This window comes from Micromonospora sp. NPDC048839, from assembly GCF_040649915.1.
Lineage (GTDB): Bacteria > Actinomycetota > Actinomycetes > Mycobacteriales > Micromonosporaceae > Micromonospora.
The window spans coordinates 36,558-51,209 of record NZ_JBEZGL010000014.1; the positions used below are offsets into that span (position 1 = coordinate 36,558).

General features: G+C 71.9%; 13 protein-coding genes. 12 read left to right on the plus strand and 1 reads right to left on the minus strand.

Annotation, left to right across the window (positions count from 1 at the left end; genetic code table 11):
• Positions 1-96: 96 nt before the first annotated feature.
• The 12 genes from AB0C25_RS24470 to AB0C25_RS24525 all read left to right on the plus strand — a co-directional run bounded on the left by AB0C25_RS24470 (position 97) and on the right by AB0C25_RS24525 (position 14,009).
• Entirely contained in the window at positions 97-1,605 is a 1,509-nt protein-coding gene (locus AB0C25_RS24470; RefSeq protein WP_357376684.1) for a sugar ABC transporter ATP-binding protein, read from the plus strand.
• Entirely contained in the window at positions 1,602-2,729 is a 1,128-nt protein-coding gene (locus tag AB0C25_RS24475) for an ABC transporter permease (RefSeq protein ID WP_357376564.1), read from the plus strand. The genes AB0C25_RS24470 and AB0C25_RS24475 overlap by 4 nt, the downstream gene beginning before the upstream one ends.
• 98 nt (positions 2,730-2,827) lie before the next feature.
• Positions 2,828-3,880 (plus strand): substrate-binding domain-containing protein, encoded by a 1,053-nt coding sequence (locus tag AB0C25_RS24480; protein WP_357376565.1) that lies wholly within the window; start codon positions 2,828-2,830, stop codon positions 3,878-3,880.
• 20 nt (positions 3,881-3,900) lie between these two features.
• The gene (locus AB0C25_RS24485; protein WP_357376566.1) at positions 3,901-5,109 is read left to right on the plus strand and encodes a Gfo/Idh/MocA family oxidoreductase; all 1,209 of its coding nucleotides are present in this window, start codon (positions 3,901-3,903) and stop codon (positions 5,107-5,109) included.
• Positions 5,110-5,733: 624 nt separating this feature from the next.
• Positions 5,734-6,900, plus strand: coding sequence for an inositol-3-phosphate synthase (locus AB0C25_RS24490; RefSeq protein WP_357376567.1), 1,167 nt, complete (start codon positions 5,734-5,736; stop codon positions 6,898-6,900).
• On the plus strand, positions 6,884-7,837 hold the full coding sequence (locus AB0C25_RS24495) for an SCO3242 family prenyltransferase (protein ID WP_357376568.1): 954 nt from the start codon (positions 6,884-6,886) through the stop codon (positions 7,835-7,837). Before AB0C25_RS24490 ends, AB0C25_RS24495 begins: the two co-directional genes overlap by 17 nt.
• Positions 7,834-8,811 carry a sugar phosphate isomerase/epimerase family protein gene (locus AB0C25_RS24500; RefSeq protein ID WP_357376569.1) on the plus strand — a complete coding sequence of 326 codons (978 nt, stop codon included), beginning with the start codon at positions 7,834-7,836 and terminating at the stop codon, positions 8,809-8,811. The genes AB0C25_RS24495 and AB0C25_RS24500 overlap by 4 nt, the downstream gene beginning before the upstream one ends.
• A gap of 64 nt (positions 8,812-8,875) precedes the next feature.
• On the plus strand, positions 8,876-9,484 hold the full coding sequence (locus AB0C25_RS24505; protein WP_357376570.1) for an EboA domain-containing protein: 609 nt from the start codon (positions 8,876-8,878) through the stop codon (positions 9,482-9,484).
• Between the two features lies 1 nt (position 9,485).
• Positions 9,486-10,343: a TatD family hydrolase gene (locus AB0C25_RS24510; protein WP_357244680.1), complete on the plus strand. Its 858-nt coding sequence runs from the start codon at positions 9,486-9,488 to the stop codon at positions 10,341-10,343.
• Positions 10,343-11,542 (plus strand): metabolite traffic protein EboE, encoded by a 1,200-nt coding sequence (gene eboE, locus AB0C25_RS24515; RefSeq protein WP_357376571.1) that lies wholly within the window; start codon positions 10,343-10,345, stop codon positions 11,540-11,542. The genes AB0C25_RS24510 and eboE overlap by 1 nt, the downstream gene beginning before the upstream one ends.
• Positions 11,539-12,945, plus strand: coding sequence for a nucleotide pyrophosphatase/phosphodiesterase family protein (locus AB0C25_RS24520; RefSeq protein WP_357376572.1), 1,407 nt, complete (start codon positions 11,539-11,541; stop codon positions 12,943-12,945). Before eboE ends, AB0C25_RS24520 begins: the two co-directional genes overlap by 4 nt.
• On the plus strand, positions 12,942-14,009 hold the full coding sequence (locus AB0C25_RS24525) for a polyprenyl synthetase family protein (protein WP_357376573.1): 1,068 nt from the start codon (positions 12,942-12,944) through the stop codon (positions 14,007-14,009). The genes AB0C25_RS24520 and AB0C25_RS24525 overlap by 4 nt, the downstream gene beginning before the upstream one ends.
• A gap of 24 nt (positions 14,010-14,033) precedes the next feature.
• Here AB0C25_RS24525 and AB0C25_RS24530 read toward each other — a convergent pair whose 3' ends face one another.
• Positions 14,034-14,600, minus strand: a complete 567-nt coding sequence (locus AB0C25_RS24530) for a hypothetical protein (RefSeq protein WP_357376574.1) — start codon at positions 14,598-14,600, stop codon at positions 14,034-14,036.
• Between the last annotated feature and the right edge of the window lie 52 nt (positions 14,601-14,652).

The following is a 14,652-nucleotide window of genomic DNA, read 5'->3' on the forward strand; positions in this document are numbered from 1 at the left end:
GTGGCTCTGCCCGAGGATGACCCCGCCACCGCGTCGGCCGAGGCCGTCGCCGAGGCACCGCTGGTCGAGGCTCCCGCCGACACCGTCGCGGGCGAGGTGGTCCTGCGCCTCACCGATGTCGTCAAGACGTTCCCCGGCGTACGCGCACTCGACGGTGTGCAGCTTGAGGTGCGTGCCGGCGAGGTGCACTGCCTGCTCGGGCAGAACGGCGCTGGCAAGTCGACCCTGATCAAGGTGCTCTCCGGCGTGCACCAACCGGATTCCGGGCAGGTGGAGTGGCGCGGGGAGCCGGCCACGTTCACCAACCCGCAGGCCGCGATGAAGGCCGGCATCGCCACCATCTACCAGGAGCTCGACCTCGTCGAGGACCTGTCGGTGGCGGAGAATGCCTTCCTCGGGCACGAGTACCGCAGCTTCGGCTTCGTCCGGCGCGGCCGGATGGCCCGGCACACCCGGCAGATCCTCAGCCGGCTCGGCCACGGTGAGATCCCGCCCGGCCGGATGGTCCGGTCGCTGCCGGCCGCCGGCAAGCAGATCGTCAGCATGGCCCGCGCGCTCTCGCACGAGGCCCGACTGATCATCATGGACGAGCCGAGCGCGGTGCTGGCCCATGACGAGGTCGGCAACCTGTTCCGGATCATCCGCGAGCTGACCGCGCAGGGCATCGCCGTCATCTACATCTCCCACCGCATGGAGGAGATCCGCGAGATCGGTGACCGGGTCACCGTACTCAAGGACGGTCGGACCACCGCGGCGAACCTGCCGGCGCGTGAGACCCCGACCCGCGACCTGGTCAGCCGGATGACCGGCCGCACCATCGAGTACGTCTTCCCGGACCGTCCGGCCGAGGACCCGGCCGGCGCCGACCTGCTCCAGGTGGAGGGCTTGACCCGCGCCGGCGAGTTCTCCGACGTCTCGTTGAACGTGCGTTCCGGTGAGATCGTCGGCATCGCGGGGCTGGTCGGCTCCGGCCGCTCCGAACTGCTGGAGACCATCTACGGCGCCCGTCTCGCGGAGGCCGGCTCGGTCCGGATGAACGGCAAGGTGCTGCGCCCCGGCGTCGGCGCCGCCGTGCGGGCCGGCATGGGGATGGCCCCGGAGGAACGCAAGAGTCAGGCGCTGCTGCTCGGCGAACCGATCTACCGCAACGTCACGCTGGCCACCTTCGGCCGGTACGCGCGGCTCGGCTTCACCAACGCCGCCAAGGAGCGCGCCGAGGCGGACCGGATCGCGGAGAGCCTGGAGCTACGGCCCCGGGACGTCGACCGGCCGGTACGCACGCTGTCCGGCGGCAACCAGCAGAAGGTGGTGGTCGGGCGGTGGCTGCTCGGCGGCACCAAGCTGTTGCTGCTCGACGAGCCCACCCGGGGCGTGGACGTGGGCGCTCGGGCTGAGCTCTACCAGGTCATCCGGGGTTTGGCCGCGCAGGGCGTCGGGGTGCTGCTGGTCTCCAGCGAGGTGCCCGAGGTGCTGGGTCTGGCCGACCGGGTGCTGGTGATGCGGGAAGGGCGGGTCGTGCGTGAAGCAGCGGCCGGCGAACTCGACGAGAACACTGTGCTCGACCTCGTGATGGCGGGGTCCTTGATGGAAGGCGCACCGGCATGAGCGACGCGACTCCCACTCCCACCGCGACACCGGAGCGCCCGCAGCTTCCGGCCCAGTCGCCGCCGGTGGACCCGGTGGAGACGGCGGTGGCCAGCAAGAAGGCAGGGTCCGCGGGCCGACTGTCCTGGTGGCGCGGCGACGGTGGTGACGGCGCGAAGCGCAACCTCGGTCTGATCGGGGTGCTTGCCGCACTCATCATCGTCGGCGCGATCACCCAGCCCGAGCTCTATGGCGACCCGAACTGGGTCTGGAACAACGTCCTGGCGATCCTGCAACTCGCCTCGGTCGTCGGCGTGGTCACGGTCGGGATGACCTTCGTGATCATCGGCGGTGGTATCGACCTGTCGGTCGGTGCGATCGTCGCGCTGGCCGGGGTCTGGTGCACCACGGTGGCCACCCAGAGCTACGGCGCTGGCGGCATGATCTTCACCGCCCTCGTGGTCGGCATCTGCGTCGGCCTGGTCAACGGTGTGCTCATCTCGTACGGGAAGCTGGTCCCCTTCATCGCGACGCTCGCGATGCTGGTGGCGGCCCGCGGTCTCGCGGCGTCGATCTCCAACAAGCAGACCCAGGTCTCGACCAGCACCGTCATCAACGACATCGCGGCCCGCAAGATCATCGGCATCCCGATCCTCGTCTACATCCTGGGTGCGGTGGTGGTGGCCGGCTGGATCCTGCTCAACCGCACGACCTTCGGCCGGCGGACCATCGCCGTCGGCGGTAACCCGGAAGCGGCCCGGTTGGCCGGCATCAACGTCCGGCGGCACACCATGCTGCTCTACGCGCTCTCCGGTCTCTGCTGCGGCATCGCGGCGATCATGCTCACCTCGCAGGCCACCTCGGCGCAGGCGGCGATGGCCAACCTGTACGAGTTGGACGCGATCGCTGCGGCGATCATCGGCGGGACGTTGCTCAGCGGTGGCCGGGGCACGATCGTCGGCTCGCTGCTCGGCGTCATCATCTTCGCCACGATCACCAACCTCTTCGCCATCAACGGCCTCTCCATCGAGGCGCAGAACATGGTCAAGGGCGGCATCATCGTCGCCGCCGTCCTGATCCAGCAGTTCCAGTTCAAGTCAGTCACTCGGCTCTTCGCGCGGAACAGGGTCACCACCGCAACCTGACGCACCGCACCGATGTCCCTGGCCAGGTCGAGAGATTCGACACCGGCCGGGCCCCGCACACCCTTACTCACTCAAATCCCGCTCCCAGGAGGTCGTTCATGACCCAGCACAGTCGCGACGTGTCGCGCCGCCGGATGCTCTTCGGTGGAGCCGCAGTTGGCGCCGCCACCCTGTTGACCGCCTGCACCAGCAACGAGACCCCGGCGGCCAGCACCCAGACCAAGGCCGCCGGCAACGCCGAAGGCAACAACGCCCCGGGCAAGAAGGTCGTCATCGGCTTCTCCGCCCCGGCCGCCGACCACGGTTGGATGGGCGCGATCCACGCCAACGCCAAGGCGCAGGCCGCCGCGTACTCCGACGTGGAGTTCAAGGAGGTCGACGGCGGCTCGAACTCGGAGGCCCAGCGCTCCACGCTCGGCACGCTGATCGCCCAGAAGCCGGACATCATCGTCGTGCTGCCGCACGACGGCAAGGAGGTCAACGCCGTTGCCCTCCAGGCGATGCAGGCGGGCATCCCGATCGTCAACCTCGACCGGGCGTTCCCCGACGCGCTGGCCTCCCGGCTGGTGATCAAGGGCGACAACTACGGCATGGGCGTGTCGGCCGGGCACTTCATCGGCAAGATGCTCAAGGACAAGGGCGTCACCAACCCGATCATCGGTGAGATCGCCGGCCTGGAGATCCCGCTGACCGTCGAGCGCAGCAACGGCTTCAAGGCTGCCCTGGCGACCTACGGGTTCAGTGTGAAGAACCGCCGTTCGGCCGAGTTCACCTCGGACAGCGGCCAGCGCGAGGCGTCCCAGCTGCTCCAGGCGCTGCCGAAGATCGACGCGATCTGGAACCACGACGACGACCAGGGCATCGGTGTGCTCGCGGCCATCAAGCAGGCCAACCGTTCGGAGTTCTTCATGGTCGGCGGCGCGGGCTCCAAGCTCGCGATCGACGCGATCAAGGCCGACAACACGGTGCTCAAGGCGACGGTCACCTACAACCCGTCGATGGCGTCCTCGGCCATCTCGCTCGCGCGGCTCGTCGCGCAGGGTCGGGGCCTGGGCGACCTGACGGAGCTGCAGGTGCCCAAGGAAGTGACCCTGGCCTCGGAAACGATCACCAAGGAGAACGCGAGCAGCTACGACAAGCTCGGGTTCTGACATACGGGGGGAGACCCACCTTGTCCACGACAGACAAAGAACTGCGGGTCGGCATGGTCGGCTACGCGTTCATGGGCGCCGCGCACTCACAGGCGTGGCGCACCGTGAACCGCGTCTTCGACCTGCCGGCGCGGGCCCGGATGGCGCTGATCTGCGGTCGAGACACAACGAAGGTGGCAGAGGCCGCCGATCGTCTCGGCTGGGAGGCGTCCACCACGGACTGGCGTGACCTGATCAGCCGGGACGACATCGACGTCGTCGACATCTGCACACCGGGTGACAGTCACGCCGAGATCGCCCTCGCCGCACTGGCCGCCGGCAAGCACGTCCTGTGCGAGAAGCCGTTGGCCAACACGGTGGCGGAGGCACGGGCGATGACCGCTGCGGCGGACGCGGCCCGGGCCTCCGGAGTGCGATCGATGTGCGGGTTCAACTACCGCCGGGTCCCCGCGGTCACGATGATGCGTCAGATGGTCGCCGACGGACGACTCGGGGTGATTCGACACGTCCGTGCGACGTACCTGCAGGACTGGATCGTGGACCCGCAGTTCCCGCTGGTCTGGCGGTTGCAGAAGGACAGGGCGGGCTCCGGCGCGCTCGGTGACATCGGTGCGCACATCATCGATCTGACCCAGTTCGTCACCGGTCAGCGGATCAGCGGGGTCAGCGCGGTCACCGAGACCTTCGTCAAGGAGCGGCCGTTGCCGGCCGAGTCGAGCGGGCTCGCGGCCACCGTGGACGGCGGTTCGGCGCCCACCGGGCCGGTCACCGTCGACGACGCCGCGGTCTTCGTGGCCCGGCTCGACGGTGGCGCCCTGGCCACGTACGAGGCGAGCCGGTTCGCCACCGGTCGCAAGAACTCGCTGCGCGTCGAGATCAACGGCTCGCTGGGCAGCGTGGTCTTCGATCTGGAGCGGCTCAACGAGCTGGAGTTCTACGACGCCACCCGGCCCACCGTGGAACAGGGCTTCAACCGCATCCTGGTGACCGAGGGCGACCACCCGTACATGTCGGCGTGGTGGCCTCCGGGCCACATCATCGGCTACGAGCACTCGTTCACCCACGAGATGCGCGACTTCATCGAGGCGGTCGCCACCGGTGTCGATCCGACTCCCTCCTTCGCCGACGCGTTGCAGGTCCAGTTGGTGCTGGACGCGGTGACCCGCTCGGCGGAGCTCGGCTCCTCCTGGACCGAGGTGGAAACGGCGCTGGTCACAGCCGCCGCCTGACAGTTGACCATCCGCGATGGCGGTGTTCGCACCGCCATCGCCCGACCGGCTTTCCGAAGCCGACCGGCGAGGGACCGACCGCGGATTGCGCCCCGCGGTCGGGACGAGGTCGGCAACGGAGAGCGTGCAGCCGGGCCGTACGGCCCGGTGGCGCACGAGCAGGACGGTCGTTCGGTGCGGCCGGACCGGGATTCCCCGGCCGCACCGGAGGACCGCCACCACCTGTGGAAATCCAGAACCTGATGGCACCGCCCGCTGCTGCCCCCACCCGTACCGCATCCGCTCGCCGGTCTCCGGCGGATCGTGCCGCGGTCGGTCACCAGGTGGGCACGGCGGCCTGAGACGCCCGGTCGGGGCTTGCCAACGCCCCGGTCGGTCGGATGCGGGGGAGGCAGGGTCGAGACGCCGACCCGACCCTGCCTACCAGCCCCGTCTGCCCGCACCCGTACCGGGAACCGGTCCGGCGTCGTCGCCGCCGACGCCGACGTCGGAAACCGGTGTCGTCCCGGTGCGGGGCGGGCGGGCGGGGCCCATCCAGCCACGGCCCATATCTTTCCGAAGAATATTCTGATATCCCTATATTTAGCGGTACCGACGATTCCTCGAGAACGGGGAAGGAGCACCATGCGAACAGGTGTCTGGCTGATAGGAGCGCGTGGTTCAGTCGCGACCACCAGCATCGTCGGAGGGCTCGCGCTTCGAGCCGGTCTGGCCGGACCCACCGGCTGCGTCACCGAGCTTCCCGAGCTGCGCGGCCCGGCCCTGCCGGCCTTCGCCGATCTGGTCTTCGGCGGACACGACCTGGCCACCACCCCGTTGTGCAAGCGCGCCGAGGCGCTGGCCGACTCCGGTGTCATCCCCTGGCGGTTGGTCGCCGCGCTCCGCGACGAGCTGGGCGTGGTCGAGCAGGAGCTGCGCCCCGCGCCGGTGGGCGACACCCAGGCGCACCGGGCCGAGGCCGTGGTCCGCGACCTCACCAGCTTCCGCGAGCGGCACGGGCTGGACCGGGTGGTGGTCGTCAACGTCTCCGCCACCGAAGCCACCCCGCCACCGCATCCCGGGCACGCCGACCCCGACGCGCTGCGCGCCGCGCTCACCGGCCCGGACGAGGTGCTGCCACCCAGCTCCCTCTACGCGTACGCGGCACTGCTGGCCGGCTGCTCGTACGTCGACTTCACCCCGTCCACCGGGCTGCGGCTGCCCGCGCTCGCCGCGCTGGCCGACGAGGCTCGCCTGCCGTACGCCGGGCACGACGGCAAGACCGGGGAGACCCTGGTCAAGTCGGTGCTCGCGCCGATGTTCGCGATGCGCAACCTGGACGTGCGCTCCTGGTCCGGGTTCAACCTGCTCGGCGGTGGCGACGGCGCCACCCTCGCCGACCCGGCCGCGAACGCCGCGAAGGTGCAGAGCAAGCAGCGGGTGCTCGGCGAGACGCTGGGCTACGTCCCGCAGGGCGGCACCCGCATCGAGTACGTCGAAGAGCTTGGCGACTTCAAGACCGCCTGGGATCTGATCACCTTCGCCGGCTTCCTCGGCACCGGCATGCGGATGGAGTTCACCTGGCACGGCTGCGACTCCGCGTTGGCCGCGCCGCTGGTGCTCGACCTGGCCCGACTCACCGCCGCCGCGCACGCCGCCGGGCACGTGGGTCCGCTGACCGAGCTGGGCTTCTTCTTCAAGGACCCGCTCGGCACGCCCAGCCACTCCCTGGGCGAGCAGTGGGCCCGGCTGACCGACTTCACGCGGCTTCTGCACGCCGGCGCGGACGGTGCCGATGACCACGCTGGCTGACCTCGCCGAGCTGGTCCGGGCACCGGCGGCGCTCTCCGTTCCCGGTGACGTGGTCGCCGGAGCGGCGGCAGCCGGCGCGTTGGGTCCGCGTACCCCCGCCCTGGCCGGCGCTTCGGTGCTGCTCTACTGGGCCGGCATGGCCGCCAACGACTGGGCCGACCGGGGCCTGGACGCCGTGGAGCGGCCCGAGCGGCCGATCCCCAGCGGGCGGATCACCCCGGCCGCCGCGGTCGGTCTCGCGGCGGGCCTCACCGCCGCCGGCGTGGGCCTGGCCGCCGCCGCGGGCGGTCGCCGCGCCGCCGCGCTCGCCGTGCCGCTGGCCGCCACCATCTGGGGGTACGACCTGCTGGCCAAGAACACCGCCGCCGGGCCGGCCGTGATGGCCGCCTGCCGAGGGCTGGATGTGCTGCTCGGCGCGTCCGGCGGCCGGGTGACCAGGGCGTTGCCGGCGGCGGTCACCGTCGCCGCGCACACCTGGACGGTCACCGCGCTGTCCCGCCGGGAGGTCAGTGGCGCCGACGCGGCCCTGCCGATGCGTACCCTCGCGGGCACCGCGCTCGTCGCCGCCAGCGCCGCCATCCCGCACGCCCGGCGCGAGGCCGCCCGAGCCGCCGACCGCAGCGGTGCCACCGTCCAGGGTCGGGCCACCGACGAGGCCGGCGCGCGCGTGAGTCGTACCCGATCGGCAAAGGTCGCGGCCGTGCTGCCCGCCGTGCTGGCCGGGTGGTACGCCGCCCGCTACGGCGCGGCCCAGGTCGAGGTGATCCGGGACCCGTCGGCCGGGCGGGTTCGCGCCGCGGTCGGCGCGGGGATCACCGGACTGCCCGCCCTGCAGGGAGCGCTCACCGCGCGCGGCGGCGCCGGCCTGCTCGGGTTGGCGGTCGCGGCGGCCGCGCCGCTGGGTCGACGCCTGGCCCGGAAAGTCTCCCCGACATGACCGTTCCCCACCCCCGACCCGCACCGCCGACGGCCGACGCCACGACGTTGCGCCTCGGGTACGGCACGAACGGCTTCGCCAACCACCGACTCGACGACGCGCTCGCCGTCCTCGCCGACCTCGGTTACGACGGGGTGGCACTCACCCTCGACCACGACCACCTGGACCCGTTCGCGCCCGGGCTCGCACGCCGGGTCGCCGTCCTCGGTCGGCGGTTGGAGGACCTGGGTCTGGCGGTGGTGATCGAGACCGGGGCCCGGTACCTGCTCGACCCGTGGCACAAGCACGCCCCGACGTTGCTGCACGACGACCCGACCCGGCGGATCGAGTTCCTGCGCCGGGCCGTCCGGATCGGCGCCGACCTGGGCGCGGAGGCGGTCTCGTTCTGGGCCGGTGTCCGACCCGAGACGGTGTCGCCGCAGTGCGCCTGGGACCGGTTGGTCGCCGGCTGCGCCACGGTTGTCGACGCGGCCGACAGCGCCGGCGTCACCCTCGGCTTCGAGCCCGAGCCGGGGATGTTGGTGCAGGACATCGCCGACTGGCGTCGGCTGCGCGCGGCCCTCGGTGACCCGGCCCGGTTCGGCATCACCCTCGACATCGGCCACTGTCGCTGCCTGGAGCCGTGGCCCGTGCCGCAGTGCGTCGCGGAGGTGGCCGGGCACCTGGTCAACGTGCAGATCGACGACATGCGCCGGGGCGTGCACGAGCACCTGGAGTTCGGCGTCGGCGAGATCGACTTTCCGCCCGTGCTGGCGGCCCTGGCCGAGGCCGGCTACCGCGGCCTGGTCGCCGTCGAGCTGCCCCGCGACTCGCACGCCGCACCGGACGTGGCCGCCCGGTCCATCGATTTCCTGCGCGCCGCGGCGGCCACCTCGACAGGCGGTGACCGCCGGCGACAGGAGGTGCCTGCCCAGGCCCTCAGCTCTGCATCAACGGACGCGACAGATCCGGACACCGACCGTCGCGTGGAGTGAAGCAGAGCAAAGGACGCGGTCGGACACCTGCGGAGCTGCACAGCAGCACGAGGGAGGAGACGGGATGACACCGGATTCACTACGGGCCGCGCTGCGAGGCGTACCGGATCCCGATTGGCTGGACACGGCGCTGCGCCGGGTCACGACCGAGCCCACCGCGATCACCCGGCTCTTCCCCGCCGCCGGACGGCGTTGCGGTCGGGCCGCGCTGCCCGACGCCCCCGGCTGGACCGCCGACGACGCGGCCCGGGTGCTGCTGCTCACCAGCCTGCCCGGCGACCACGCGACGTACGCCGAAAGCCTCTACCAGCACGGTGACGCGGCCGAACGGCGAGCCGTGCTGCGGGCCCTGCCGTTGCTGCCGATCGGCGCCGCCGGGGTGCCGCTGCTGCACGACGCGATCCGCACCAACGACACCCGGCTGGTCGGCGCGGCCCTCGGCCCGTACGCCCGGCACCTCGACCCGGCCGCCTGGCGCCAGGCCGTGCTCAAGTGCGTGTTCAGCGGTGTGCCGTTGGCGGTGGTCGCCGACCTGGAGACCCGCGCCGACGGGGAGTTGGCCGCGATGCTGGCGGCGCTCGCCGCCGAGCGGCACGCCGCCGGCCGGGACCTGCCCGCCGACGCCACCGAACTGCTCGACCGGCTCACCGCCGCACTGCCCCGAGAGGCGTGACATGCGTATCTTCGACCCGCACATCCACATGACCTCACGCACCACCGACGACTACGAACGGATGGCCGCCGCCGGCGTACGCGCCGTGGTGGAGCCGTCGTTCTGGCTGGGTCAGCCACGCACCAGCGCCGCCTCGTTCACCGACTACTTCGACTCGCTGATCGGCTGGGAGCCGTTCCGGGCCGGGCAGTTCGGGGTGCGGCACTTCGCCACCGTGGCCCTGAACCCCAAGGAGGCCAACGACCCGCGCTGCCGTCCGGTCCTCGACCTGCTGCCCCGCTACCTGGACAAGGACGCGGTGGTGGCGGTCGGCGAGATCGGGTACGACTCGATGACGCCGGAGGAGGACGAGGCGTTCGCCGCGCAGCTCGCCCTCGCGGTGGCGTACGACCTGCCGGCGCTCGTGCACACCCCGCACCGGGACAAGGCGCGCGGATGCGAACGGACCCTCGCCGTGGTCGCCGAATCCGGCATCGAGCCCGGTCGGGTGGTGGTCGACCACCTCAACGAGGTGACCGTCAAGCTGGTCCGGGACAGCGGCTGCTGGCTGGGCTTCTCCATCTACCCGGACACCAAGATGACCCCGCAGCGGATGGTCGAGCTGCTGCGCGAGTACGGCACGGACCGGATGCTTGTCAACTCGGCGGCCGACTGGGGACGCTCCGACCCGCTGCTGACCCGGGCCACCGGTGAGGCGATGCTGCTGGCCGGGTTCAGCGACGACGAGGTCGATGCGGTGCTGTGGCGCAACCCGGTGGAGTTCTACGGGCAGTCCGGCCGGCTCGACCTCAGCGACCTGGACGTCGCCGAGAAGGTGGACCCGCAGACGGGCAACTCGATCCTGCGCGGCGGCAGCTGATGCGGCTGCGACACGCTGGTGGCGACACCGTCCACCTCAGTTACTGCACGAACGTGCACCCCGCCGAGGATCTCGCCGGCATCCTCGGTCAACTGGACACCTACGCCGTGCCGGTGCGCGAGGCGCTCGGCAGTGACCTGCTCGGGCTCGGCCTGTGGCTTGCCGCCCCGGTCGCCGCCGAGCTGGCCGCCGACCCGACGCTGCGCCGCCGGTTGCGCACCGAGCTGGACGCGCGCGGGCTGGAGGTGGTCACCCTCAACGGCTTCCCGTACGCGGCCTTCCAGGCCCCGGTGGTCAAGCAGGACGTGTACCACCCGGACTGGACCACCGAGCAGCGCCTGACGTACACCCTGAACCTGGCCCGGGTGCTCGCCGACCTGCTGCCCGACGACGCGGCCCGGGGTTCGATCTCCACGCTGCCACTGGCCTGGCGTCAACCCTGGGACACCGCTCGGGCCGACACGGCCCGCGGCCGGCTGGACCAGTTGGCCGCCGGCCTGGCCGCCGTGCAGCGCGACACCGGCCGCGAGGTGCGGGTCGCCTTCGAGCCGGAGCCGGGCTGCGTGGTGGAGAGCACGGGCCAGGCCGCCGAGCTGCTGTCCGGGATGGACACCGAGCGGTTGGGTGTCTGCGTCGACCTGGCCCACCTGGCCTGCGCGTGGGAGGAGCCGGCCGAGGCGCTGGAGCGTCTGCGGGCGGCGGGGCTGCCGGTGGTGAAGGTGCAGGTATCCGCCGCCGTCGAGGCGGCCGACCCGGCCGGCGGGGCCGACGCGCTGCGCCGCTGGGTGGAGCCGCGGTTCCTGCACCAGACCCGGGGCGCCGGCTGCGCGGGCGTGGCCGACCCGGCCGACCCGGCGTACGCGGCCGACGACCTGGACGAGGCACTGGACCGGGAGTTGCCCGGCCCGTGGCGGGTGCACTACCACGTGCCCCTGCACGCCCCACCCGAGGAGCCGCTCGGCTCGACCCTGCCGGTGCTCCGCACGGCCCTGAGAGCGCTCTTCGACGCGCCGACCGCGGGCTGTGACCACCTCGACGTCGAGACGTACACCTGGGGGGTGCTGCCGGCCGCACGACGGCCCGGCACCGACGCGGAGCTGGCCGCCGGCATTGCCGCGGAGCTGGCCTTCGCCCGAGACGAGTTGGTCGGCCTCGGCCTGACCGCAGACCGAACCGTGAGCATGGGGGTGACGCGATGAGCCGGCGACTTGTGGTCCTCGACGTGGTGGGATTGACCCCACGGTTACTGGCGCACATGCCCCGGCTGCGCGGGGTCGCCGACGGCGGCTTCCGGGCCGAACTGGGCACCGTGCTGCCCGCCGTGACCTGTTCGGTGCAGTCCACCTTCCTGACCGGCGAGCCGCCCAGCGGGCACGGGATCGTCGGCAACGGGTGGTATTTCCGGGAGCTGGGCGAGGTGCTGCTGTGGCGGCAGCACAACGCGCTGGTCGGCGGGGAGAAGCTCTGGCAGGCGGCCCGCAGGGCCGAGCCCGGCTACACCGTGGCCAACGTCTGCTGGTGGTACGCCATGGGCGCGGACGTCAACTGGACGGTGACGCCCCGACCGGTCTACTACGCCGACGGGCGCAAGGAGCCGGACTGCTACACCGACCCGCCGGAGCTGCACGACGCGCTCACCGGGCGGCTGGGCACCTTCCCGCTGTTCACCTACTGGGGGCCGACGGCCGGGCTGCCGTCGTCGCGGTGGATCTGCCAGGCGGCCGAGCAGATCCTCGCCGACGTGTCACCCGACCTCACCCTGGTCTACGTCCCGCACCTGGACTACGACCTGCAACGCTTCGGCCCGTCGTCGGCCCAGGCCGCCGCCGCGGCGGCCGAGCTGGACGCGGTGCTCGGTCCGCTGCTGGACGCCGCCCGTGCCCGGGACGCCACAGTGGTGGTGCTGTCCGAGTACGGCATCACCGACGTGTCCCGGCCGGTGGACGTCAACCGGTTGCTGCGCTCCGAGGGGCTGCTGCGCGTGCACACGCAGGCCGGCATGGAGTACCTCGACCCGTGGACGTCGAAGGCGTTCGCGGTCGCCGACCATCAGATCGCGCACGTCTACGTCAAGGACCCGGCGGACGTGCCGGCGGTGGCGAAGCTCTGCGCCGGCCTGCCCGGCGTGGCCGAGGTGCTCGACGCCGACGGCAAGGCCGCACACGGGCTGGACCATCCGCGCGCCGGTGAACTGGTGCTGGTGGCCGAGCCGGACGCCTGGTTCACCTACTACTACTGGCTGGACGACGCCCAAGCGCCGGACTTCGCCCGGCTCGTGGAGATTCATCGGAAGCCGGGTTACGACCCCGCCGAGTTGTTCTTCGACCCGGCCAACCCCGGTGCCGCGAAGGCCCGCGCCGGGGTGGCCCTGGCCCGCAAGAAGCTCGGCATGCGGTACCTGATGAGCGCGGTCGGCCTGGACGCCGGCGCGCGGGCGGTGAAGGGCTCACACGGGCGGCTGCCGGACGACCCGGCGGACGCCCCGGTGCTGCTCTGCTCCGACCCGGCGGCGGCCCGGGACAAGATCGCCGCGACCGAGGTCAAGGCATTGCTGCTGGAACTGGCCGGGCTGCGTGACGGCGGGCCGGGGGAGGGGTCGTGACGGTGGCCGTCGCGCCCGCCGACGCCAGCGGGCTGCGGGCACGCTTCGACGCGGAGTTGGCCGGGTTCCTCGAACGGCAGGGTCCGGACTGGCCCGACGGGGCGCCCCGAGGGGTGTTCACCGCCCTGCAACGGTTCGTGCTGGCCGGTGGGAAGCGGATCCGCCCGCTGTTCTGCTACTGGGGCTGGCGCGGCGCGGGGGCACCCGACGGCACCCCGATCGTGGTGGCCGCCGCCGCGCTGGAGCTGTTCCACGCCTTCGCGCTGATCCACGACGACATCCTGGACGGCAGCGACCGCCGCCGGGGCGAGCCGTCGGTGCACCGGCTCTTCGCCGACCTGCACGCCCGCTCGGCGTGGCGCGGTGACCCGGAGGCGTACGGGCGCAACACCGCCCTTCTCTGCGGGGACCTCTGTGCGGCCTGGTCGGATCAGATGTTCCACGAGTGCGGGCTGAGCACCGAACAGGTGCACCGCGGGTACGGCGTGTTCGCGCTGATGCGCACCGAGGTGATCGCGGGGGAGTACCTGGACCTGGTCTCGGGTGTGGGTGACGGCTCGGTGGCCAGCGCGCTCACCGTGATCCGGATGAAGGCGGCCCGCTACACGGTGACCCGGCCGTTGCAGATCGGGGCGGCCCTGGCCGGCGCGGGGCCGGAGCTGATCGCCGCGCTGGGTGAGTTCGGTGACCCGTTGGGTGACGCCTTCCAACTCCGCGACGACGTGCTGGGCGTCTTCGGGGACCCGGCGGTCACCGGCAAGTCGGTCCTGGACGACCTGCGTGAGGGCAAGCCGACCGTGATGATGGCGTTGGCCCGTAGTGCCGCCGACCGGTCGCAGATGGCCCGACTCCGGGAACTGTTCGGCAACCCCGAGTTGGATGCTGACGGCGCGGTCGAGCTGCGCGAGATCATCGAGGCCACCGGCGCCCGGGACCGGATCGAGCAGATGATCAGGATACGTAAGCAGGCCGCGTCGGATGCGCTCGCGGCTGTGCCAATTCCGTCTTCGGTGCAGGTGGCTCTGATGGATCTCGCCAGTCAGGTGACCGGTCGGCAGTCGTGACGAAGATCGAGAGTCGGGGGCCGGTCAGGAGGGGGAGCCGGTGGGAACCGGCAAGGAGGGGTCGGTCGGGATCCATCCGGGGGGGTCGGTCGGGTTCCATCCGGAGGGGACGGCGCCGGGCGGGCAGTCGAAGAGCTTGGCCGACACGTCCCGCGGACGCCCAGGTTGCCGCGTCACGGTGAATCGCGCACAGAAGACGTAAGTGGATTCGACCTGCGGCCAGAGCCAACCCGAGCTTCTGCCCTCGAGGGCGACGCGTGCCTCACCGAGCTGGCCGGTGCCATCGGGCTCGATGACCCGGATCTCCGTGCCCAGGTCGCGGGCGTTGGCGTCCACGGTCGTCACGACATGTCGCAGGACCTGGCGGGTGTCGGGCAGACGGCCTCCGCCGGTTTTGCGCTCAGCCCAACGGGTCGTCTCCGCCGCGACGGTGTCGATGCGCTCGCTCAGCTCGTCCCGGGCTTCGCTCTGCCCATCGGTGCCGCAGGCGCCAAGGGGAAGAAGGACGCTCGCGGCCAGCAGTGCCGAGGCGGTGCGGCGGCGGCCGGGTGGGCCGACAGCCGATGCGATTCCCCCGTTGACAGGTGTCACTGGTCATCCCCGTCTCATCGGTACCCGCGCAACCGTGACCCACAAGCTGGCA

Coding starts and splice junctions, on each gene's coding strand:
- AB0C25_RS24475 (WP_357376564.1), top strand. CDS start 1,602: ATGAGCGACGCGACTCCCACTCCCACCGCGACACCGGAGCGCCCGCAG.
- AB0C25_RS24480 (WP_357376565.1), top strand. CDS start 2,828: ATGACCCAGCACAGTCGCGACGTGTCGCGCCGCCGGATGCTCTTCGGT.
- AB0C25_RS24490 (WP_357376567.1), top strand. CDS start 5,734: ATGCGAACAGGTGTCTGGCTGATAGGAGCGCGTGGTTCAGTCGCGACC.
- AB0C25_RS24495 (WP_357376568.1), top strand. CDS start 6,884: ATGACCACGCTGGCTGACCTCGCCGAGCTGGTCCGGGCACCGGCGGCG.
- AB0C25_RS24500 (WP_357376569.1), top strand. CDS start 7,834: ATGACCGTTCCCCACCCCCGACCCGCACCGCCGACGGCCGACGCCACG.
- AB0C25_RS24505 (WP_357376570.1), top strand. CDS start 8,876: ATGACACCGGATTCACTACGGGCCGCGCTGCGAGGCGTACCGGATCCC.
- AB0C25_RS24510 (WP_357244680.1), top strand. CDS start 9,486: ATGCGTATCTTCGACCCGCACATCCACATGACCTCACGCACCACCGAC.
- eboE (WP_357376571.1), top strand. CDS start 10,343: ATGCGGCTGCGACACGCTGGTGGCGACACCGTCCACCTCAGTTACTGC.
- AB0C25_RS24520 (WP_357376572.1), top strand. CDS start 11,539: ATGAGCCGGCGACTTGTGGTCCTCGACGTGGTGGGATTGACCCCACGG.